Genomic DNA, 21,737 nt, shown 5'->3' with positions numbered 1-21,737 from the left:
CCAGGTCGTCGAGGGACAGCGGCGGCTCGGCCCGTACGTCCTCGACCCGCACGCCGTGACCGGACAACACGGCGAGTGCGTCCACCCGGGCGCCGTCGGGGAACGTCAGCCGGACGTCGAACCAAGAGGTGACGGTGGCACCCTCGCGCACCACCCAGGTGTGCCGCACGGACATCTCACCGTCGCCCGGACAGCGGTCGGAAAGCTGAAGAGAACGATCATCGAAGGATGCCTCAAGCACACACGCAACGTAACCTCATGATCACATTCCATACGAACGGAACACGCGCGAACATACGCCGTTCACCGGGCGCAGCACCCTGTCAGCGGAGCGGAAGCGGTGGGATGCTTGGAGCAAAAGCGACCCCTCCGACTTCCGGACCATCCGCCTCCCGGACAAGGAGTTCCGCCGTGCTGCGTGTCGCCGTCGTCGGCTCGGGACCGAGCGGGTGCTACACCGCGCAGAGCCTCGTCCAGCTCGGCCGCGACGTGCATGTGGACGTCCTGGACCGTCTGCCGTGCCCGTACGGACTGGTGCGGTACGGCGTGGCGCCGGACCACGAGAAGATCAAGTCGCTGCAGAACACCCTGCGCACGGTCCTGGAGCACGAGCGGGTGCGGTTCCTCGGCGGGGTCCCGGTCGGCCCCGGGGGCGTGCCGGCCGCGCGGCTGCGCGAGCTGTACCACGCGGTGGTGTACTGCGTGGGCGCCGCCACCGACCGGCGCCTCGGCATCCCCGGCGAGGAGCTGCCGGGGAGCTGGTCGGCGACCGAGTTCGTGTCCTGGTACAGCGCCCATCCGGACGCCGTGGACGACGGCTTCCTACGCGATGTGCGGTCGGCGGTCGTGATCGGGATGGGCAACGTCGCCGTCGACGTGGCGCGGATGCTGGTACGCGGCGTCGCGGAGCTGAGCGGCACCGACATGCCGCAGGCGGCGCTCGACACGCTCGCCGCCGGGCGGGTGGCCGAGGTGCACATGGTGGGCCGGCGGGGCCCCTCGCAGGGCCGCTTCACCACCAAGGAGCTGCGTGAGCTGGGCGCCCTTCCGGACACGGCCGTCCTGGTGGATCCGGCTGAGCTCGCGCTGGACCCGGCGTACCGGGATTCGTCCGGGCTCCCCGGTCCGCAGCGCCGCAACGTGGAGGTGCTGCGCGGCTGGGCCGGACAGCCCGCGCCGGACGCCGCACGCCGGATCCGGCCGCGCTTCTTCCTGCGCCCGGTGGAACTGACGGCGGACGGCGACGGCCACGTCCGCGCCGTGCGCTTCGAGCGGACGGCACCGGACGGGCGCGGTGGCGTGACGGGCACCGGGCGGTACGAGGAGATCGCGGCCCAGCTGGTGCTGCGGTCGGTGGGCTACCGCGGAGTGCCGCTGGAGGGGCTGCCGTTCGACGCGGCGAGCGGCACGGTGCCGCATCGGGCGGGGCGTGTCCTGCGGGAGGGCGCGGTCGCCCCCGGGGAGTACGTGGCCGGCTGGATCAAGCGGGGCCCCACCGGCGTCATCGGCACCAACCGCCCGTGCGCGAAGGAGACGGTGACCTCCCTGCTGTCGGACGCCCCCGCGCTCGCGGGGCGGGAGCGTTCCGCGGACCCTCTCGCCCTCCTGCGCGCCGAGGGGATCGAGCCGGTCGAGTGGGCCGGGTGGCGGGCCATCGAGCGGGCCGAGGCGGAACTCGGCGCCTCGCTGGGGCGGCACGTGGTCAAGCTGCCCGACTGGGAGTCGCTGCTGACGGCGGCACGGACGACCGCGGCCCGGGAGCGCGGACGGCGACGGCCCCAGTAGCGGTCCCCTGCCGCGGTCAGTCGGTGCCGAGGCGGGCGGCCTGGCGGGCCGCGGCGGCCAGGAGGGCGTCGAGCAGCCCCGGGTAGAGGGCGTCCAGGTCGTCCCTGCGCAGACCGTTCATCTTGGCCGTCCCCCGGTAGGTCTGGCGGACCAGCCCGCTCTCGCGCAGCACCCGGAAGTGATGCGTGGTGGTGGACTTGGTGACCGGCAGGTCGAAGTGCGAGCAGGAGAGAAGCTCGTCACTGTCGGCGGCGAGTTCCCGCACGATGCGCAGCCGCACCGGGTCGGAGAGCGCGTGCAGCACCGACTCCAGCCGGATCTCCTCGCGCGCCGGGTGCGGCAGGTCGCGGGTGGTGGCGGGGGGCACGGCGGCTCCAGTCGGTCCGGGAGGGTCCCACCGTTGAGGAGGGAGCCTCATTGTACGAAGAGCACCGTAGTTTGACATCTACCGTACTACGAGGGCTATCGTACGAGCCGTTCCGCCCGCCCTTCCCGTCGCGACCAAGGGAGTACCCGCTCATGAGCGCCCTCTTCCAGCCCCTCCAGCTGCGTGACACCACGATCCCGAACCGGATCTGGATGCCGCCGATGTGCCAGTACTCCGCCGCACCGGAGGGCCCGCTGGCGGGCGTCCCCGGCGACTGGCACTTCGCGCACTACGGCGCACGCGCCGTGGGCGGCACCGGCCTGATCGTCACCGAGGCCACCGGCGTGGCACCGGAGGGCCGCATCTCCCCGCAGGACCTCGGCCTGTGGAACGACACCCAGGTCGAGGCGTTCCGCCGGATCACGGACTTCCTGCGGTCCCAGGGCACGGTCCCGGCGATCCAGCTGGCCCACGCGGGCCGCAAGGCGTCGACCGCGCAGCCCTGGAAGGGCGGGGCACCGGTGGGCCCGGACGCGCACGGCTGGCAGCCGGTGGGCCCGAGCGCGCTCGCGTTCGACGAGCGGCACCCGGTGCCGACCGAGCTGACGACCACGCGGATCCAGGAGATCGTCGGCCAGTTCGCGGACGCCGCGCGCCGGGCCCTCGCGGCCGGGTTCGAGATCGTCGAGATCCACGGCGCCCACGGCTACCTGATCCACGAGTTCCTGTCACCCCACTCCAACCACCGCACCGACGCCTACGGCGGCTCGTACGAGAACCGCACCCGGTTCGCCCTGGAGGTCGTCGACGCCGTGCGTGAGGTGTGGCCCGACGACAAGCCGCTGTTCTTCCGCGTCTCGGCGACCGACTGGCTGGAGGAGGGCGGCTGGACGCCCGACGACACCGTCCGGCTCGCCCACGACCTCCGGGCGCACGGCATCGACCTCCTCGACGTCTCCACCGGCGGCAACGTCCCGCGCGTCCGGATCCCCACCGGGCCCGGCTACCAGGTCCCCTTCGCCGCGCGCCTGAAGGCGGACGCCCCGCTGCGGGTCGCCGCCGTGGGCCTGATCACCGATGTCGAGCAGGCCGAGAAGATTCTGGCCAACGGCGAGGCCGACGCGGTGCTGCTGGGGCGCGAACTGCTGCGCGATCCGTCCTGGGCCCAGCACGCGGCGCGAGAGCTGGGCGAGGACGTCCGCATGCCGGACCAGTACGGCTGGGGCATGTGAGGCGGCACATCAGCGCGCGAGGCGTTGACTAGAAAGCGCTTGCCCTCTACCTTCCGTTCATCAGCATGACCGTCGGGAACGCGCGGGGTCGCCAAGGCCCTACCCGTGCGCCCTCCGTGTTCGCGACGGCTTCAGCCCGACGCACATCGTTCATTTACATGTTCCGTTCCACCCCCACCCCTTACGGAAGGGACCAGAACATGACTGCTGCGACACGGCCCCGCGCGCGGCGACGCGCCGCGACCGGCGCGCTGGCCGCATTCGGCCTCTCGCTTGGCATGCTCATGACTTCGGGAGCCTCCCCGGCGCAGGCCGCCACCTGGCCGACCCCCAACGGCAGCGAGGGAGTCTCGTCGACCATCCCGGTCTCCGGCACCAAGGACTACGGGATGAAGCGCCTCTACGGCACCGGCGACCTCGGCTCCGGCGGCCAGGACGAGGACCAGGGCCCGATCCTGGAACTGGCCCCCGGCGCCGTCCTCAAGAACGTGATCATCGGCGCCCCCGCCGCGGACGGCATCCACTGCAAAGGCAGTTGCACCCTGCAGAACGTCTGGTGGGAGGACGTCGGCGAGGACGCGGCCACCTTCCGGGGCTCCTCGTCGTCGAACGTCTACACCGTCTCGGGCGGCGGCGCCAAAGAAGCCGGCGACAAGGTGTTCCAGTTCAACGGCGCCGGATCGCTGAACGTGTCGAACTTCGCGGTCAAGAACTTCGGCACCTTCGTCCGCTCCTGCGGCAACTGCTCGACGCAGTACAAGCGGACGATCAACCTCAACACCATCGAGGTGAGCTGGAAGGGCAGCCGGATCGCCGGCATCAACACCAACTACGGCGACAGCGCGACCCTGCGCAACATCACGATCGTCGGGGACAGCGGCAAGAAGATCGTCCCGTGCCAGAAGTACATCGGCAACGACGACGGCGACGAGCCGGACTCGAACGGTTCGGGCCCCGACGGCACGCACTGCAAGTACTCGTCGTCCGACATCACCTACAGGTGACGCGACGAACGAGGGTGGGTTGATCCCGCCGCTTCAGGTCCGGGTGCTCCTCACCCGGACCTGTCCGGCCTGCTCCCGCTGGTAGTCCGTGTAGGCGTCGCGCAGGGCCGCGCCCGGCCAGTGCTCCGGGAGGAGCTCCGGGGGCAGGACCGGGTCGGCGAGCAGGTGGCGCACGACGGCCGCGAAGGCGGTGAGCCGGTCGGCCGGCCGCCGGGCCCGGTCGACCTGGGCGAGCAGCGCCCGGGCCGTGGCGGACCAGGCGTCCAACGGCCACAGGCCCGCGGCCAGTTCGGCGGCCGGACGGCCGGGGCGCGAGGCCCAGCGCTCGGCCACCAGGTCGAGTTCGGCGGGCAGTGGGCGGCGCAGGTTGGCGGGGCGCAGCCAGACGCCCTCGCGGAGTTCGGCGAGGCGCAGGGCGGTCAGCCGGGCGCGCAGGTCGGCGCGTTCGGCGGGAGCGCGTCCCGTCGCGGTGATCAGGACCATCTCCCAGTCGCCCTCCCACGCGCGCGTGTGCGGGCGGACGGCCTCGTCCTGGCGCCGTTGGCGCTCCAGCAGCCGCTCGCTGAGGCGGTAGCCGGTGTCCGTGCGCCGCAGATCACCGGCGGCGACCATCCGGCTCAGCGCCGCGCGCACGGTGGAACCGCCGACGCCGAAGCCTTCGACGAGCCGCACCAGCTCCCGCACCGGCAGTTCGGGGCGATGGGTGCCGAGCAGCAGACTCAGGACGACCGACCGCGCGGACAGCGGGCGCAGCGTGAGCCCGCCGGGGGGCACGGAGTCGTTCATCCGCGCGGGCACGCGTCGTCCATCCACATGAGCACGTACTGTACGCGCGTCTTGCGTGTTGCACTATTGCTGCGGCCGTAGAAGTAGTGCAACATCCCTGTCATGACGACACTCGCGCAGGAGCCGTACGACGAGTCCGCGGGCCATCACGAGGGGTACGCCACGCACGACGTCACCAATCAGCCCCCGCCCCTGGCCCCTTACGACGCCTCCGACGACACGGCCCTGCTGGAGGGGTTGCGGCGGGAGGACGCCGGGTGGGCCGAGGAGGACCTGCGGCGGCTCGGCAGGCGGGCGGGGAGCGCGGAGGCGCAGGACTGGGGCGACCTGGCCAACCGCCACGAGCCGGTGCTGCGCACGCACGACCGGTACGGCAACCGGGTCGACGAGGTCGAGTACCACCCCAGCTGGCACCACCTGATGCGCGTGGCGGTCGGCGAGGGGCTGGCGGGCGCGCCATGGGCCGACGACCGGCCGGGCGCCCATGTCGCGCGGACCGCCGGCGGGCTGGTGTGGGGGCACACCGAGGCCGGTCACGGGTGCCCGACCTCGATGACCTACGCGGCCGTCCCCGCGCTGCGCGCACAGCCCGAGCTGGCGAGGGTCTACGAGCCGCTGCTGACCGGCCGGGAGTACGAGCCGGGGCTGCGCACGCCCACGGAGAAGCGGGGCCTGCTGGCCGGCATGGGGATGACCGAGAAGCAGGGCGGCTCCGACGTCCGTACGAACACCACGGCGGCCACCCCGACCGCCGAGCCCGGCGTCTACACGCTGCGCGGGCACAAGTGGTTCACGTCGGCGCCGATGTGCGACGTGTTCCTGGTGCTGGCCCAGGCGCCCGGGGGGCTGTCCTGCTTCCTGGTGCCGCGAGTGCTGCCCGACGGCAGCCGCAACACCTTCCGCGTCCAGCGGCTGAAGGACAAACTCGGCAACCGGTCCAACGCCTCCTCCGAGCCCGAGTTCGACGGCACGGTCGCCTGGCTGGTCGGGCCCGAGGGGCAGGGCGTCAAGACGATCATCGAGATGGTCAACTGCACGCGGCTGGACTGCGTGATGGGCTCGGCGACGCTGATGCGCAAGACGCTCGTCGAGGCCGGGCACCACGTACGGCACCGCAGCGCGTTCGGCGCCCGGCTGGCCGACCAGCCGCTGATGCGCAACGTCCTGGCCGACCTGGCGCTGGAGTCGGAGGCCGCGACGACGCTCACCCTGCGGCTGGCGGGCGCGGCGGACCGGGCGGTGCGCGGGGACGCCGGGGAGGCCGCGTTCCGGCGGATCGCCACCGCCGTCGGCAAGTACTGGGTGACCAAGCGGGGCCCGGCGTTCACCGCGGAGGCCCTGGAGTGCCTGGGCGGCAACGGCTACGTGGAGGAGTCGGGCATGCCCCGGCACTACCGCGAGGCGCCGCTGCTGTCGATCTGGGAGGGCTCGGGGAACGTCAACGCCCTCGACGTGCTGCGGGCGCTCGGCCGCTCCCCCGCCGCCGTGCACGCCCTCCTGGGCGAACTCGCCCTCGCGCGCGGGGCGGACGCCCGGCTGGACGCCGCCGTGGCCCGGCTGGAGTCGGGGCTGACGGAGGCGTCCGAGACCGGTGCCCGTCGCCTGGTGGAGCTGATGGCCCTCACCCTCCAGGCCTCCCTCCTGGTCCGGCACGCCCCGCCCGCCGTCGCGGACGCGTTCTGCGCGAGTCGGCTCGGCGGCGACTGGGGGCACGCCTTCGGCACGCTGCCGGCCGGGGCCGACCTGGGCGGCATCCTGGCGCGGGCGCTGCCCGGCGAGGACTGACCGGCTCTCGCGCGGGGCCTCTCGCCGGACCCGACGCCACCGGCCTGACCTGCGGCGACAGCCATTCCAGAGGTGACTGTCAGTGCCGGGGTGCAGACTGGCCCGTGTCCGAGACAAAGGCGTCGGAGACGACGCCGCGGAGGTGATCGGCATGACCGAGGTACTGCTCGCCGTGGGCACCCGCAAAGGCCTGTTCATCGGGCGCCGGCGGGGTGGCACCTGGGAGTTCGACGAGAGTCCCTACTTCAACGCACAGGCCGTCTACTCGGTCGCCCTCGACACCCGCGGCGACACCCCGCGGCTGCTGGCCGGCGGGGACAGCGCGCACTGGGGTCCGTCGGTGTTCCACTCCGACGACCTGGGCCGGACCTGGACGGAACCGGCTCAGCCGGCCGTCAAGTTCCCCAAGGAGACCGGCGCTTCGCTGGAACGAGTGTGGCAGCTGCACCCGGCCGCAGCGGAACCGGACGTGGTCTACGCGGGAACGGAACCGGCCGCGCTGTACCGCTCGGAGGACCGGGGCGAGAGCTTCGAGCTGGTCCGGCCCCTGTGGGAGCACCCCACACGGTCCCAGTGGGTGCCGGGCGGCGGCGGCGAGGGGCTGCACACCGTGCTCACCGACCAGCGGGACCCGAAGTCGGTGACGGTGGCCGTCTCGACCGCCGGTGTGTTCCGCACCGTGGACGGCGGCGCGAGCTGGGCACCGTCCAACTCCGGTGTCTCCGCGGTCTTCCTGCCGGACCCGAACCCGGAGTTCGGCCAGTGCGTGCACAAGGTGGCACGGGACGCGGCGACCCCGGACCGGCTGTATCTGCAGAACCACTGGGGCGTGTACCGCAGCGACGACGCCGGCGCGCACTGGACGGACATCGGCGAGGGGCTGCCCTCCACGTTCGGTTTCGCCGTGGCGGCCCATCCGCACCGCGGCGAGACGGCATACGTCTTCCCGATCAACGCCGACGCGGACCGGGTACCGGCGGACCACCGCTGCCGGGTCTTCCGGACCGCGGACGCGGGCAAGAGCTGGGAACCGCTCACGGCTGGTCTGCCCCAGGAGGACCACTACGGCACGGTGCTGCGCGACGCGCTCTGCACCGACGACGAGGAACAGGCCGGCGTCTACTTCGGCAACCGCAACGGCGAGGTCTTCGCGTCGGCCGACGACGGCGACAGCTGGCGGCAGTTGGCCTCGCATCTGCCGGACGTGCTGTGCGTGCGGGCCGCGGCCGTCGGATGAACCCGACCGGGGGGACGGGCCTTGGCCACCGGTTGATCGGCGTCACCCGTACGGCAGTAGGGTGACGCCCGTGGCACCACGACCCTTGCATGAAATCGTCGAAGCGGGCTGGGCGCAGGCCCTGGAACCCGTCGCCGGGCGGATCACCTCGATGGGTGAGTTCCTGCGCGCGGAGATCGCCGCCGGACGCACCTATCTCCCGTCCGGACCGAATGTCCTACGGGCCTTCCAGCAGCCCTTCGACGACGTCCGGGTCCTGATCGTCGGACAGGACCCGTATCCGACCCCGGGGCACGCGGTGGGGCTGTCGTTCTCGGTCGCGCCCGAGGTGCGCCCGCTGCCCGGCAGCCTCGTCAACATCTTCCGGGAGCTGAACACCGACCTCGGTCTGCCGCAGCCCTCCAACGGGGACCTGACCCCGTGGACCAGGCAGGGGGTGCTGCTGCTCAACAGGGCGCTCACCACGGCCCCGCGCAAGCCCGCCGCCCACCGCGGCAAGGGCTGGGAGGAGGTCACCGAGCAGGCGATCCGCGCCCTGGCGGCGCGCGGCAAGCCGATGGTGTCCATCCTGTGGGGCCGCGACGCCCGCAATCTGCGACCGCTGCTCGGCGACCTGCCGTCCGTGGAGTCCGCGCATCCGTCCCCGATGTCCGCCGACCGGGGTTTCTTCGGCTCCCGTCCGTTCAGCCGGGCCAACGACCAGCTGGTCCGACTCGGAGGTCAGCCGGTCGACTGGCGCCTGCCGTGAGCGGCGGCTTCCTGGCCGTGGACTCCGGTGGCTCGGGTCTGCGTGTCGTCGTGGGTACGGCCGGGGACGGCGCGGGGGGTGACGGAGGCGGTCCGGACGGGCTCGGGCGGCGTGCGTCGCGGGAGCCCGTCCGTACCGGTGCGCGCGGCATCGACCCCGGACATCTGATGGCGCAACTCGTCCCCATGGCCAGGGCGCTGACCGCCGAGACCGGTGTCACCGGGCTCGGCACCGTCGTCGTCGGGGCCGCCGGGCTCGCCACGCTGGGCGACGCCCTGCGCGCCGAACTGCCGGGCGCGCTGGCCCGGGAGCTGGGTGCGCGGACGGTCGCGCTGGTCGCCGACGCCGTCACCGCGTACGTCGGCGCGATCGGCCCCCGGGCCGGAGCGGTGGTAGCCGCCGGCACCGGCCTGATCGCCACCGGCACGGACCTGACCCGCTGGCGCCGGGCAGACGGCTGGGGTCATCTGCTGGGCGATTGCGGCGGCGGTGCCTGGATCGGGCGGGCAGGGCTGGAGGCCGCGCTGCGCGCCCACGACGGGCGCGAGGGCGGCTCCGCGCTGCTGCTGGCCCGGGCCGAGGAACGGTTCGGGCCGGTGGCGGGGCTGCCCGGTCAGCTGTACCCGCGTACGGACCGTCCCGCCGTCCTCGCCTCCTTCGCGCCCGACGTCGCCGCCTGCGCCGCCGACGACCCCGTGGCCGCGGACGTCCTGCGGGCCGCCGCCCGGCACCTGGCCGACTCGGCCGCCGCGGTCTGCCCGTCCGGGGGCGAGCCCCGCGTCTCGGTCACCGGGGGCCTGTTGAAGATGGGCGACGCCCTGGTCGTACCGCTGGAGGAGGAGCTGGCGAAGCGGCTGCCGCATGCGCGGCGGACCGCCGCCGAGGGTGATCCCCTGCACGGTTCGGCGCGGATCGCGGCCGCCCTGGCGACCGGGTCCCTCACTCTTCCGAGTGACGACAGGATGCTGTGGGTGACGACCCTGCCGGACGGCCGATAATCGGTGCGCCGGTGAGGTGAATCGTGCCGATGTCGGCCGATCCGTACATCACTCATCAGACAAAACCGGACGGATACCGCTCACCTGCACCCTCCCCGAACAGGGAAACCCAGGAAACCAGTAACATGCGGCGCCATGAGCTCCCCCACTGGGCCCGCGTCCGGCCTGCCAGTACGAATGCCGCGCCCCCGCCAGCCCGGACGGCACCGCCGTCCCGAACCCCTGGTGGCTCCCGAGGGCGCGCCGGCGCTCGTCCTCGCGGTGCCGGGGACTCCCAGCAGCGCCACCCGAGGTCTCGCCGACGAGGTCATCAGCATCGCCCGCTCCGAGCTGCCCGGCCTCGACGCCCGGATCGGCCACCTCGACGGGGACGACGAGGAGTTCCTCTCCCTGTCGACCGTCCTCGTGCGTGCCGCCGAGGAGCGCACCGCCCGCTACGAGCAGGCGCGCGCCGCCGGCATGGAGGTGCAGGAGCCCGACGGCCCCGTCGCCGTCGTCGTGCCGCTGCTCGCCGGCCCGGACAACGCGCTGCTGCGCCGGATCCGGCAGGCCGTCATGGACAGCCGGATCGCGGCCGAGCTGACCGACGTGCTCGGCCCGCACCCGCTGCTGGCCGAGGCGCTGCACGTGCGGCTCTCCGAGGCCGGTCTGGCCCGCGCCGACCGTGCCCGTCTGTTCACCGTGGCCACCGCCGCGGACGGCATCATCCTGGCCTCCGTGGGCGGTGACGAGGCCGTCCAGGCGGCCGGGATCACCGGGATGCTGCTCGCCGCGCGCCTCGCCGTGCCGGTGATGGCGGCGGCCCTGGACGAGGAGGGCTCGATCGCCTCCGTGGCCGAACAGCTGCGTTCCTCGGGCTCGCAGCAGCTGGCGCTCGCGCCGTACCTGATCGGCCCGGAGATCGAGGCGTCCCTGCTGGAGGGGGCGGCCACGGAGGTGGGCTGCTCCACCGCCGAGCCGCTCGGCCCCTACCCCGCGATCGGCAAGCTGGCGCTGGCCAAGTACACGACGGCGCTGGGCATCTCGCCGCAGCAGCCGCAGGGCACGCCGGTCCGCTGACCCGCGCGGGCGCGGGCGCGCGGCGGCCGCGCCAGCACGCACGACTGAAAGGGCCCGCTCCGGTGGAGGAGCGGGCCCTTCGTCATGCGTCTCTCGTCCGGTGCTCGTCCACGCGCTCGTCCGGTGTTTCGTCCGGTGTTTCGTCCGGTGTTTCGTCCGGTGCTCGTCCGGTGCTCGCGCTGTGCGGCACGTGTGCGGGCCCCGGCCGGGTCAGCCGAAGACGACGCAGGACGCCGCCGGTACCGCGAGCGAGCCGGCGCGCCGCGGCACGCCGGTCTCCGCGTCGAGGGCGAACCAGGTGACGTCTCCGGAGCGCTCGTTGGCCGCGTACAGGAAGCCGTCCGACTCGGCGATCTCCCGCGGCCAGTGCCCGCCGCACGGCACGGTGCCGAACAGCCGGAGCCCGTCCGGCTCCACGACGAACACGGACAGGACGTCCTCGCCGCGGGTCGCGGTCCACACGAAGCGGCCGTCGGGCGAGACCACGATGCCGGACGGGAAGGCGTCGCCGGCCGGCGCCCCGGCCAGCACCGGCACCTCGGCGAGAGGCTGGAGCACGCCGGCGGCGGCGTCCCAGCGGCAGACGGTGACGGTGGGCGCCAGTTCGTTGACCACGTAGGCGCGGGTGCCGTCCGGGTGGAAGGCCAGGTGGCGCGGGCCGGAGCCGGGGCGCAGCGCGATCTCCCGGTGCACCAAGAGGGCACCGCCCGTCAGAGTGCACACCCGCACCGAGTCGGTGCCGAGGTCCACGCTGACGGCCCACCGCCCGCTCGGGTCGGGCCGCACCTGGTGGGCGTGCGGCCCTTGCTGGCGCTGGGCGTGCGGGCCCGAGCCGGTGTGCTTGAGGACGCCGGACGCGGCCCGGGCGAGGGCGCCGTCGGGGCGGACCGGCACGGCGGTGACGCTGCCGGAACCGTAGTTGGCGGTCAGGACGTGACCGTCGTACAGGCTGAGGTGGGTGGGTCCGTCACCTCCCACCGGTACCGGCCGCCCGGCGGGCTCGGGTTTGTCCCCGGCCACGCGGTAGGCGGCCACCGCCCCCTCGGCCGTCTCACTGACGGCGTAGAGCGTTTCCCCGTCGGGTGCCAGGGCCAGGTAGGAGGGGTCGGGCACGCGGTCCGTGCCGCTCAGGACCGTGAGCGCGCCACTGTCGGGGGCGACGGCCGCCGTCAGGATGCCCGGGCCGCCGGCCGCCGTGAACGACCCGATGTATGCCCGCCGCTGCCGCCTGCCAACGTCCGCCACCTTTGCTCCCTCTCGTCCCGCGTCGTCCCGTGCCGTCGGGCGTCGTCCCGCGCCTCGGCGAGTGCCGACTGCTCGTCTGCCCCGGGGCGACGGTAGCAGTCGATCACCTGCGGTCTAGACCAAACGGGTGGCGCGGCGCCGGACGGCTCAGGCGCCGACGAGCGGCGAACCGGAAGGGGCCCGCAGGGGTGCGGCGAGTTCGGCCAGGGCGCGTTCCAGGCCGTGGAGGTGGGCCAACGCGGGTTCGGTGGCGCGCGGGCCGTCCGCGTGAGCGGGAACGGCCCGCCCGCCGGTGAGCGCCTCGACCGCGGTCTCGACACGCCAGCAGGCGGCGGCCAGCCGGGCGTCGTGCGAGGCCTCGGGATCGGCGGCGACGGCGACCAGGCCGCGGATCTCCCGGGCGCAGTCGTCGAGCAGGGCGAGTACGCGGCGGGCGCGCCGCTTGCGGCCGTACATCGGGTTCAGCGGGTGCACGAGCGGCGCGACCGACATCCGTACCCGGCCGAGAAGCTGCTCCAGTTCGGCCACGCGCGGAGCCGGGTCGGCGCCCTCGGTTCCGGCGAGCCGGGCGGCTGCCTCGGCGGTGCAGGCGTGGACGCAGCGCAGGGCGCGCTGGATCCAGGCGTCGGTGACGGCGTGCGTGGTGACGGGCAGGACGAGGAGTACCGCGAGTACTGCGCCGAGCGCGCCCACACCGGTCTCGACGAGCCGCAGGGCGAGCAGCCCGGGGCTGAGGAAGCCCAGGAGGCCGTAGAGCAGCTCGGCGAGCAGGGTCACGCAGAGCATCATCCAGGTGTAGGAGACCGCGGCGGTGTAGAAGATGCCGAAGACGCAGGCGGCGACGAGCACGGTCGTGGGCACCGCGGATCCGGCCAGCGGAACGGCGATCAGGAAGCCGAGGCCGATGCCGACGACGGTGCCGAGGACCCGGCGGAAGCCGCGGACGAGCGTCTCGCCGCGCGAGGTGGTGTTGACGAACACCCACCAGGTGGCGCCGACGGCCCAGTACCAGCGCTCGTCGGACACCAGCTGGCCCACGACCAGGGCGAAGCCGGCACCCACGGTGGCCTGGACGGCCTGGCGGGTGGTGATGCGGGCGAGTCCGGTGCCGGCCGGTGGTGCGGGGACGGCGGGCGGGGGCAGGCGCCGCTCGTAGCACCACAGGCCGAAACGCACCGCCGCGGCGGCGGCCACGGACAGCAGGACGGCGGCGAACATCTCGGGCAGCCGGTCCGTGGTCGCGTGCAGGAACTGGGCGATGAAGAAGGTCATGAAGGCGAACACGCCGAGGCTGTGCCCGCGCGGGCCCCAGCGCCGGGCGTACACGCCCGCGCCGACGACGGCGAGGAAGGTGAGGTCCCTGGCCACCGGGAGGTCGTGCAGGGCGGCCGCGGCGGTCAGCACGGGCAGTCCGACGACCGGCAGCAGCACGGTGGTGACCGCCTGCCCGCGCACGGTGGCGTCGGTGACGGTGAACAGCGCGAGCAGTGCGGCGAGCCCGCCGATGACGGCGCCCACCAGAGAGGTACCGGCCAGGCCGCAGACGACGACGGCCAGCCCGATGCCGAGGACGGCCCGCGCGGCGAACCGCAGCCGGGACCGCCCCGGGTCCGGGCTCACGAACACCCTCTTCAGCACTGATTACCGCCCCCTCGCACACTGGCGCACACTGACCCGAAGTCACTGGCACGTCACCGGCCATGTCACTGGCATGAAAAAGGCGCCGCGGGATCCGCAGCGCCATCGACCCTCCTATATGAGCATCTCTGCCACCACTGGCTCAACAGGCTCACCCTGGAGTGGGCCATTGGTACAGTGATCACGGAATTTTCACGGCCACCGAAGAGCCAATGGCCGACGAGGGGACCCGGACGCATGGCCGTCGACGAACTCGACACCCGCATCCTGCGGCTGCTGCTGGAGCAGCCGCGCACCAGCGTGCGCGAGTACGCCCGTCTTCTCGGCGTCGCCCGCGGCACGCTCCAGGCCCGGCTCGACCGACTGGAGCGGGACGGCGTGATCACCGGCACCGCGCCATCCCTCTCCCCCGCCGCACTGGGCCACCCGGTTCTCGCCTTCGTGCACATCGAGGTGACCCAGGGCCACCTGGACGAGGTGGGCGAGGCGCTGGCCGCCGTCCCGGAGATCGTCGAGGCCTTCTCCATCACGGGCGGCGGGGACCTGCTCACCCGGGTCGTGGCCCGTGACAACGCACACCTGGAGGACGTGGTCCAGAAGCTGATCAGCCTGCCGGGCGTGGTCCGCACCCGCAGCGAGGTGGCGCTGCGCGAGCGCGTCCCGCACCGGCTGCTGCCCCTGGTGGAGTCGATCGGGCGCACGGCGCGAAGGTGATCGCCGGGTCCTTGGCATCCTGGACCCCATGAACGCTCTCGGTGGCATCTCGGTCATCTTCGATCTCGACGGCACGCTCGTGGACAGCGAGCCGAACTACTACGAGGCGGGACGGCAGACCCTGGCCGAGCACGGCGTACCGGACTTCACCTGGACGGACCACGAGGGATACGTGGGCATCAGCACCCAGGAGACCGTCGCCGACTGGAAGCGGCGGTACGGACTGCGCGCGCCCGTGGAGGAACTGCTCGCCGTCAAGAACCGCCACTATCTGGAGCTGGCCCGCACCTCCGCCCGCGTGTACCCGGAGATGCGGAAGTTCGTCGAACTGCTGGCGGGCGAGCGCGTGCCGCTTGCCGTGGCGTCGGGTTCCTCGCCCGAGGCCATCGAGGCGATCCTGACCCGCACCGGCCTGGACGCGCACCTGCGCACGGTCGTCTCGGCCGACGAGGTCGCGCGGGGAAAGCCCGCACCCGACGTCTTCCTCGAGGCGGCGCGCCGGCTCGGGACGGACCCGGCGGACTGCGTGGTACTGGAGGACGCCGCCCCCGGGGCCGCCGCGGCACACGCGGCCGGGATGCGCTGCATCGCGATCCCGTACGTCGCGGCGCAGGCCGACGCTCCGGAGTTCGCCACCGCCGGGCTGCTGCTGCGTGGCGGGCAGGGCGAGTTCACCGCGCGGGCGGCGTACACCTGGCTCGTGCGCACGGTGCGGCCCGCCCAGCCGGACGCCCGTGACCATACTCGCCGGTAACGTTGACGCTCCCCCACTCGCTGTCTATCTTCTGGACGATCTTTCGAACGTCGTTCGATATATCGAACAGAATCGAGGAGCACATGGCAGCGCCCCTCTCCCGGCGGACCCTCCTGCTGGCCACGGCGATCGCCGCGGGCACGCCCGCGCTGTCGTACGCGGCGAGCGGCCGGCCCGGCGCCGCGCCCCAGGCACCGGCCGCGCTCGCGGCCCTCGCGGCACCGACGGCCTGGTCCGTACGACCGTTCGGGCTGGAAGAGGTGACGCTCGGCCGGGGCCTCTTCGCCGACAAGCGGCGGCTGATGCTGGACCACGCCCGCGGCTACGACGTGAACCGGCTGCTCCAGGTCTTCCGCGCCAACGCCGGCCTGTCCACCCTCGGCGCCGTCGCTCCCGGCGGCTGGGAAGGCCTGGACGGGGAGGCCAACGGCAACCTGCGCGGTCACTACACCGGCCACTTCCTGACCATGCTGTCCCAGGCGTACCGCGGCACCGGGGAACGGATCTTCGCCGAGCGCATCGGCACCATGGTCGGCGCGCTGGCCGAGGTGCGCGAGGCTCTGCGCCACGACCCCGCCGTGCTGAGCACGCAGGGCCGCTTCGGCACCGCCGCCGAGAACGTGCGCGGCTCCCACCAGTACGTCGACCTGCCCGCCGGTGTCCTCGGCGACACTCCGGCGATCACGCTGGCCGCCTGGGTCAAGCCCACCCACGACGGCGCCTGGGCCCGCGTCCTCGACTTCGGCGACGACACCCACCGCTACCTCTACCTCGCCGCCCGCAACGCCGACGGTGTACCGCGCTTCGCCCTCACCGACAGCGGTGCCGCGGGCGAGCAGGGGCTCGACGGCACGGCCGCGCTGCCCCTGGGCGAGTGGAGTCACCTGGCCGTGACCCTCGCGGACGGCACCGGCACCCTCTATGTCGACGGCACCGCCGTGGCCCGGAACACGGCCATGACCCTGACCCCGGCGGCCCTCGGCCCGCTCGCCCACCACTGGCTGGGCCGCTCGCACTACCCCGCGGATCCCGTCTTCGCGGGCGCCTTCGACGAGTTCGACGTCTGGTCCCGCGCCCTGAGCGCCGCCGAGATCGGCGCGTTGCGGGAGCGCCGCGCCGCCGAGACACCGGCGGGCCGGGGCGACCTGGCGTCGTACGCCTTCGAGGAGACCGCCGGCGGCACGTTCGCCGACGCCTCCGGCCGGGGGCTGACGGCCGCGCTGCGCCGCACCTGGGGCGCGCCCAGCCACCCAGGGTTCCTGGCGGCCTACCCGGAGACGCAGTTCATCGACCTGGAGTCGATGACCGGCAGCGACTACACCAAGGTCTGGGCGCCGTACTACACGGCGCACAAGATCCTCCGCGGGCTGCTGGACGCCCACCTCGCCACCGGCGACGAACGGGCGCTGGACCTCGCGTCCGGCATGTGCGACTGGATGTACTCCCGGCTGTCGAAGCTGCCCGCGGCCACGTTGCAGCGGATGTGGGGCATCTTCTCCAGCGGTGAGTTCGGCGGCATCGTCGAGGCGATCTGCGATCTGCACGCCGTCACCGGCGAGGCGGAGCACCTCGCGCTGGCCCGCCTGTTCGACCTCGACCGGCTGATCGACGCCTGCGCCGCGAACACCGACCTCCTCGACGGCCTGCACGCCAACCAGCACATACCGATCTTCACCGGCCTGGTGCGGCTGTACGACGAGACGGGCGAGGAGCGCTACCTCACCGCGGCGAGGAACTTCTGGGGCATGGTCGTGCCGCACCGCATGTACGCCATCGGCGGCACCAGCACCGGCGAGTTCTGGAAGGGCCGGGACGTGATCGCGGGCACGCTCGGGGCCACCACGGCCGAGAGCTGCTGCGCGTACAACATGCTCAAGCTGAGCCGGACGCTGTTCTTCCACGACCAGGATCCGGCGTACATGGACTACTACGAGCGGGCCCTGTACAACCAGGTCCTCGGCTCCAAGCAGGACCGGCCGGACGCGGAGAAGCCGCTCGTCACCTACTTCATCGGGCTGACGCCCGGTCATGTGCGCGACTACACCCCCAAGCAGGGCACGACCTGCTGCGAGGGCACCGGGATGGAGAGCGCCACCAAGTACCAGGACTCGGTGTACTTCGCCGCGGCCGACGGCAGCGCCCTGTACGTCAACCTCTACACCCGCTCGACCCTGACCTGGGCCGAGCGGGGGGTCACCGTCACCCAGACCACGGACTACCCCCGGGAGCAGGGCAGCACCCTCGTCGTCGGCGGCGGCGATGCCTCCTTCGCGCTGCGGCTGCGGGTGCCGTCGTGGGCGACGGCGGGGTTCCGCGTCACGGTCAACGGCCGCGCTGTGCCGGGGACTCCGAAGCCGGGGAGCTACTTCACCGTGTCCCGGACCTGGCGCCGGGGCGACACCGTGCGGATCCGGATGCCCTTCCGGCTGCGGGTGGAGAGGGCCCTCGACGACCCGCCACTGCAGGCCCTGTTCTACGGTCCGGTCCACCTGGTCGGCCGCAACCCGGCCACCGATCACCTGGAGTGCGGGCTGTACGGCAACGCGGGTCTCTCCGGCGACCTGCTCCCCACGATGACCCCCGTGTCCGGCGAACCGCTCCACTACACGCTGGACGGCACCGAGTGGGCGCCGTTCGCCGAGGGGACCGAGGACCCGACGCACGCCTACTTCCGCCGCTCGGAACCCCGGGTGGTCCTCGGCGGCACCGACTCGGGCGTCGCCAACCCGGCGAAGGGCGACGGCACCACGCTGCTCGACGAGATCTGGGCGGAGGCTCCGTTCCGCGACAAGGGCGCGCTGGTGACGCACGTGCGGTCCACGGTGGACGCGTGGGTGGAGGCAGGGCGGCTCGGGGGCGACGAGGGCGAGCGGGTGGTGCGGACCGCGCGGAGGGCGTCGTACGCGGACTAGCGGACTAGTCGTGGGACTGGTGGTGCGCGGACTGAGGGGACCGTCGGACTGAAGGGACCGTCGGACTGCAGGAACTGACGGGAGCAAGTTTTTACCCGCGGAAGTGATCGGTCGGGCGTCCGCATCCGTACCACCTGGTGTCCGAGCCTGTCTTGCCCCAGGAGGCACGATGCGCATCACGCGCACCACGGCAGGGACCGCCTTCGTGGCCGGTGCCCTGGTCCTCACCCTCACCGCGCTCGCATACCCGACCATGCTCGGGGTGCGGAACACGGCCAGTACTCAGGACCGTGTCATCACCAACACGGTGTACGGGCCGCTCACCGAGGCCGACCGGGACTTCGTGGTGAAGGTCCGGGCCGCCGGGCTGTGGGAGCACCCCCTCGGGCTGATGGCGATGGAGCGGGGCTCGACACCGGAGATGGTGGAGGCCGGCGAGCACCTGGTCGTCGGGCATGCCCGGCTCGACGCGACCTGCCGCAAGATCGCGCCCGAGCTGGGCATCACCCTGCCCAACCTGGCCTCACCACAGCAGCAGCAGTTCGTTTCGACCGTGGACGGGACCACGGGCAAGCAGTTCGACACCACCGCGGTCAACATCATGCGCATCACGCACGGCCAGATCTTCCCGGCCATCGCCAAGATCCGCGCCAACACCAAGAACAGCCTGGTGAGGCAGCTGGCCGATCAGGCCAACGACACCGTGCTGGACCACATCACCGTGCTGGAGAAGACCGGCCTGGTCAACTTCGACCAGGTCAACTTCCAGCAGTCGGCCCCACCGAGCCTGCCCAAGGTGCAGCTCACACCGCCGGCGCCGCAGCCGGGTGAGCCGGTGCTGTCCCTCACCGCGCCGCCGGGGCTGGAGGTCAACACCTCGGCGCCGACGCCCAGTCCGACGGTCCGCTGACGGTTGACTGACGCCCCAGGGGGCACCGGCCGCGTCAACCGCGGCGGGGTTTGCCGCGCCTGCCGCTCTTGCCACCGGCGCTCTTGGCGCCGCCCCTGCTACCGCCCTTGCCGCCGGTCCTGGTGCTGCCGCCGGCGTCGCGCCGGGTGCCGCCGGTCTGCTTTCCGGCCGCCGGTTTGCGCCGCGCGGGGGCCGTTTCGGTGCTCCCGCCCTTCGCCGGGGCCGGCTGTCGGCCCCGGGTGCTGTTGACCGTCCGGCCCCGGACGATTCCGATGAAGGCCTCCACCCGGTCCGTGTGCGCGTCCTCGGGCCAGGACAGCGCCACGCTCGACTCGGGGGCGTCCGTGACCGTCCGGTGGGTGAGGTCCTTGCGGTGGTGCAGGCGGGCCAGCGACAGGGGCATCAGCAGCACGCCGATCCCGGCCGCCACCAGCTCGACGGCGTCCGCCGTGGTGGCCGGGCGCTCCAGGGCGGGCCGGCCCGGCAGCCGCTCCCAGCCGAGGACGTCGTCCATGGGGTGCAGCACGATCTCGTCGGCCAGGTCCTCCACGGCCACCTCGTCGGCCGCGGTGACGAGGTGGTCCTTGGGGATCACCACGACCGTGGTCTCGGTGTAGAGGGGGATCGCGCTGAGGACGGAGCGGTCGACGGGCAGCCGCACCAGCCCGGCGTCGGCGTCGCCGCCCAGCAGCACGCCGCCCGCCTCGGCGGGGGCGACCTGGGTCAGGGACAGCGGGACGTCGGGCAGCCGCTCGTTCCAGATGCGCACCCATTTGTCGGGCGTCACCCCCGGGACGTACGCGAGCCGGAACGAGGGGGGTTCTTCCGAGCCTGTCACCCGGCCAGGTTACCGGGCGTGGTCGGGCCCGAGGCCACCCGGCGTGGTCGGCGGTCGCGCAGACGCTCGATACCCTTGACACCATGACGTCGCACCAGAACACCCAGACCATGAAGCCCGCGACCGCGGCGAAGAAGCTGGGTGTGTACCTCGAGGCCACACCCACCGAGTTCCGGGAGGGCGTCGTCACGCGCGCCGAGCTCAACGCGCTCCAGGCCGACCCGCCGGAGTGGCTGCGGGATCTGCGGCGCGACGGTCCGCACCCGCGGCCGGTGGTCGCGGCCAAGCTGGGTGTCTCCATCGCGGGTCTGCACCGGGGCGGGGTCGCGGAACCGCTCACCACGGAGCAGATCGAGGCGCTGAAGCAGGAGCGCCCTCAGTGGCTGGAGCGGGAACAGGCCGTCCAGGCCGACGTCCGCAAGGAGACGGCCCGCGTGAAGAAGCTGCACGCCGAGCGGGCCGAACAGGCGGAGCGCGACTGACCGTCCGGGCGGGCTCGGTGGAGCGCCCGCGCCCTCCACTCTCTGTCATCCGCTGTCACTGTCACCCCTCGGTCATTCCTCGGCCTTCTGTTCCGTCACGCTCCACGCGTACTGCAGCCAGTCCGACACGGCGACGGCGCTCAGGCCCGCGCACAGCAGCCGGGCGGCCCGGGGTGCGACGGCGTAGGTGCCGACGAGCCCGCCGGCCACCCAGGCGGATGTGCAGAACGGGCAGGACACCAGGTCGCCGACGGCGCGGCGCAGCCCCGTACCGCGCGGCGCGTCCATCACCTCGTTGGCGTCGCTCTCGCGCTCGCGGTGGGTGAACGGGGCCCGCAGGAAGCTGGTGACCTTGTCCTTGGTCAGCAGCCGGGACGCCTTGAACGTCGCCGCGCCCAGCAGCGCCACATCCCAGGCCGGGACGGTCTCGGGCAGTCGCACCCCGCGACGCCACGCGGTCACGGCGAACACTCCGGCACTCGCCGCGAAGGTCGTCGCGAGCGCCGCGTACCCCCCGAGGGGTGTGCTTTCCTCGGCGTCGTAAGGGACGTCGGGGCGTCTGTCGCGGTGTTCGTCGGGGCGTCCGTCGTGTCGCTGCTCGCCGTCCGTCATGCATGCCTCCTGTACGGGTACCGCCTCTTCGGCCGGGACCGGGTGCCCGTTTCCGGCCGTCTGCAACGCGTGCGCGCGGGCCGCTCTCAGTACGGCGCCGGCCCGCCGAAGAGGTCGGCGCAGTCCGCGGGCAGGTGGGCCAGGAGACGGTCGACGCGTTCGCCGGGCACCGCTTCGGTGAGGGTGGAGAGCACCGCGCCCGCGTCCCACTCCGCGGTGCGCGGCCGGGCGCCGGTCTGCTGGGCCACACGCCGCAGGAACTCCTCCCGGCCGAATGACTCGGGACGCCCGCGCTCCAGGCGCAGCGCGTCGTTCAAGGGCGCGGGCAGGTCGGCGGCCAGGCCCGCGGCCTCCTCCGGGTCGATACGGGACGCGATCACCCACAGGACGGCCGTGCTGACCTGCTCGGCCTCCTCCTCGCTGTGGTACTCGCCGCGGTCGCGGACCAGGGTCAGGAATTCGTCGAGCCGCACGGCGTCGCCTCCTTCGGCCGGTTCACGATTCGGGCCGGGTGCCCACCGGCCGGGCCGGGGAAACGGGCACGGTCTCACCAGCGTGCGCGGTCTCACCGGCGTGCGCGCCCCGCGTCGGCGAGGGCGCACGCCCGGGCCACCGCGTCGTCTGTGAACAG

General features: G+C 73.1%; 21 protein-coding genes. 13 read left to right on the top strand and 8 right to left on the bottom strand.

The window, feature by feature from the left end; all coding sequences use genetic code 11:
- Positions 1-175 (bottom strand): DUF6214 family protein (locus EBH09_RS38075; RefSeq protein ID WP_238697585.1); only part of this gene is annotated, 175 nt, incomplete at its 3' end.
- 236 nt (positions 176-411) lie between these two features.
- Between EBH09_RS38075 and EBH09_RS32720 the strand changes: the two genes are divergently transcribed.
- A complete protein-coding gene (locus EBH09_RS32720; RefSeq protein WP_121750456.1) occupies positions 412-1,785 on the top strand; it encodes an FAD-dependent oxidoreductase in 1,374 nt (457 codons plus the stop codon).
- A 16-nt stretch (positions 1,786-1,801) separates the two neighbouring features.
- Here the strand turns inward: EBH09_RS32720 and EBH09_RS32715 are convergent, their stop codons facing one another.
- Positions 1,802-2,152 carry a helix-turn-helix domain-containing protein gene (locus EBH09_RS32715; RefSeq protein WP_121750455.1) on the bottom strand — a complete coding sequence of 117 codons (351 nt, stop codon included), beginning with the start codon at positions 2,150-2,152 and terminating at the stop codon, positions 1,802-1,804.
- Between the two features lie 152 nt (positions 2,153-2,304).
- Between EBH09_RS32715 and EBH09_RS32710 the strand changes: the two genes are divergently transcribed.
- Together EBH09_RS32710 and EBH09_RS32705 are read left to right on the top strand one after the other, a co-directional pair.
- Positions 2,305-3,384: an NADH:flavin oxidoreductase/NADH oxidase gene (locus EBH09_RS32710; RefSeq protein WP_121750454.1), complete on the top strand. Its 1,080-nt coding sequence runs from the start codon at positions 2,305-2,307 to the stop codon at positions 3,382-3,384.
- Between the two features lie 200 nt (positions 3,385-3,584).
- A complete protein-coding gene (locus tag EBH09_RS32705) occupies positions 3,585-4,388 on the top strand; it encodes a pectate lyase (protein ID WP_121750453.1) in 804 nt (267 codons plus the stop codon).
- Between the two features lie 33 nt (positions 4,389-4,421).
- On the opposite strand, the gene EBH09_RS32700 is transcribed toward EBH09_RS32705, so the two are convergent.
- Entirely contained in the window at positions 4,422-5,174 is a 753-nt protein-coding gene (locus EBH09_RS32700) for a PaaX family transcriptional regulator C-terminal domain-containing protein (protein WP_121750452.1), read from the bottom strand.
- A 102-nt stretch (positions 5,175-5,276) separates the two neighbouring features.
- Here EBH09_RS32700 and EBH09_RS32695 point away from each other — a divergent pair, with 102 nt between their 5' ends.
- From EBH09_RS32695 to EBH09_RS32675, 5 genes are all read left to right on the top strand, one after another.
- Positions 5,277-6,959: a DNA alkylation response protein gene (locus EBH09_RS32695; RefSeq protein WP_121750451.1), complete on the top strand. Its 1,683-nt coding sequence runs from the start codon at positions 5,277-5,279 to the stop codon at positions 6,957-6,959.
- Positions 6,960-7,041: 82 nt separating this feature from the next.
- Positions 7,042-8,196: a sialidase family protein gene (locus tag EBH09_RS32690; RefSeq protein ID WP_121750450.1), complete on the top strand. Its 1,155-nt coding sequence runs from the start codon at positions 7,042-7,044 to the stop codon at positions 8,194-8,196.
- 70 nt (positions 8,197-8,266) lie between these two features.
- Entirely contained in the window at positions 8,267-8,944 is a 678-nt protein-coding gene (locus EBH09_RS32685; RefSeq protein WP_121750449.1) for a uracil-DNA glycosylase, read from the top strand.
- Positions 8,941-9,942: a BadF/BadG/BcrA/BcrD ATPase family protein gene (locus tag EBH09_RS32680; RefSeq protein WP_121750448.1), complete on the top strand. Its 1,002-nt coding sequence runs from the start codon at positions 8,941-8,943 to the stop codon at positions 9,940-9,942. Before EBH09_RS32685 ends, EBH09_RS32680 begins: the two co-directional genes overlap by 4 nt.
- Positions 9,943-10,077: 135 nt before the next feature.
- Positions 10,078-11,001, top strand: coding sequence for a hypothetical protein (locus tag EBH09_RS32675; RefSeq protein ID WP_121750447.1), 924 nt, complete (start codon positions 10,078-10,080; stop codon positions 10,999-11,001).
- Between the two features lie 210 nt (positions 11,002-11,211).
- On the opposite strand, the gene EBH09_RS32670 is transcribed toward EBH09_RS32675, so the two are convergent.
- Together EBH09_RS32670 and EBH09_RS32665 are read right to left on the bottom strand one after the other, a co-directional pair.
- Positions 11,212-12,246: a lactonase family protein gene (locus EBH09_RS32670; protein WP_121750446.1), complete on the bottom strand. Its 1,035-nt coding sequence runs from the start codon at positions 12,244-12,246 to the stop codon at positions 11,212-11,214.
- Between the two features lie 147 nt (positions 12,247-12,393).
- On the bottom strand, positions 12,394-13,884 hold the full coding sequence (locus tag EBH09_RS32665; RefSeq protein WP_121750445.1) for an FUSC family protein: 1,491 nt from the start codon (positions 13,882-13,884) through the stop codon (positions 12,394-12,396).
- 237 nt (positions 13,885-14,121) lie between these two features.
- On the opposite strand from EBH09_RS32665, the gene EBH09_RS32660 reads away from it, so the two are divergent.
- The 4 genes from EBH09_RS32660 (at position 14,122) to EBH09_RS32645 (ending at position 19,174) form a co-directional block, all read left to right on the top strand.
- Positions 14,122-14,598 carry an Lrp/AsnC family transcriptional regulator gene (locus EBH09_RS32660; protein ID WP_121750444.1) on the top strand — a complete coding sequence of 159 codons (477 nt, stop codon included), beginning with the start codon at positions 14,122-14,124 and terminating at the stop codon, positions 14,596-14,598.
- A 28-nt stretch (positions 14,599-14,626) separates the two neighbouring features.
- Positions 14,627-15,352, top strand: a complete 726-nt coding sequence (locus tag EBH09_RS32655; protein WP_121750443.1) for an HAD family phosphatase — start codon at positions 14,627-14,629, stop codon at positions 15,350-15,352.
- Positions 15,353-15,435: 83 nt separating this feature from the next.
- A complete protein-coding gene (locus EBH09_RS32650) occupies positions 15,436-18,264 on the top strand; it encodes a beta-L-arabinofuranosidase domain-containing protein (RefSeq protein ID WP_121750442.1) in 2,829 nt (942 codons plus the stop codon).
- A gap of 169 nt (positions 18,265-18,433) precedes the next feature.
- Complete coding sequence (locus tag EBH09_RS32645) at positions 18,434-19,174, top strand: DUF4142 domain-containing protein (RefSeq protein WP_121750441.1); 741 nt, start codon at positions 18,434-18,436, stop codon at positions 19,172-19,174.
- A gap of 34 nt (positions 19,175-19,208) precedes the next feature.
- Here EBH09_RS32645 and EBH09_RS32640 read toward each other — a convergent pair whose 3' ends face one another.
- The gene (locus EBH09_RS32640) at positions 19,209-20,012 is read right to left on the bottom strand and encodes a LysR substrate-binding domain-containing protein (protein WP_121750440.1); all 804 of its coding nucleotides are present in this window, start codon (positions 20,010-20,012) and stop codon (positions 19,209-19,211) included.
- Positions 20,013-20,095: 83 nt separating this feature from the next.
- Here EBH09_RS32640 and EBH09_RS32635 point away from each other — a divergent pair, with 83 nt between their 5' ends.
- The gene (locus EBH09_RS32635) at positions 20,096-20,494 is read left to right on the top strand and encodes a DUF5997 family protein (RefSeq protein WP_121750439.1); all 399 of its coding nucleotides are present in this window, start codon (positions 20,096-20,098) and stop codon (positions 20,492-20,494) included.
- Positions 20,495-20,566: 72 nt separating this feature from the next.
- Here EBH09_RS32635 and EBH09_RS32630 read toward each other — a convergent pair whose 3' ends face one another.
- The gene (locus tag EBH09_RS32630; protein ID WP_121750438.1) at positions 20,567-21,106 is read right to left on the bottom strand and encodes a DUF1360 domain-containing protein; all 540 of its coding nucleotides are present in this window, start codon (positions 21,104-21,106) and stop codon (positions 20,567-20,569) included.
- 86 nt (positions 21,107-21,192) lie between these two features.
- Positions 21,193-21,579, bottom strand: a complete 387-nt coding sequence (locus tag EBH09_RS32625; RefSeq protein WP_193776652.1) for a DUF2267 domain-containing protein — start codon at positions 21,577-21,579, stop codon at positions 21,193-21,195.
- Positions 21,580-21,737: the final 158 nt, after the last annotated feature.

The organism is Streptomyces sp. E2N166 (genome assembly GCF_003671715.1).
GTDB classification, from domain to species: domain Bacteria; phylum Actinomycetota; class Actinomycetes; order Streptomycetales; family Streptomycetaceae; genus Streptomyces; species Streptomyces thinghirensis.
Note: the sequence above shows the minus strand (reverse complement) of the source record. Positions and strands in the feature narration are given on the sequence as shown.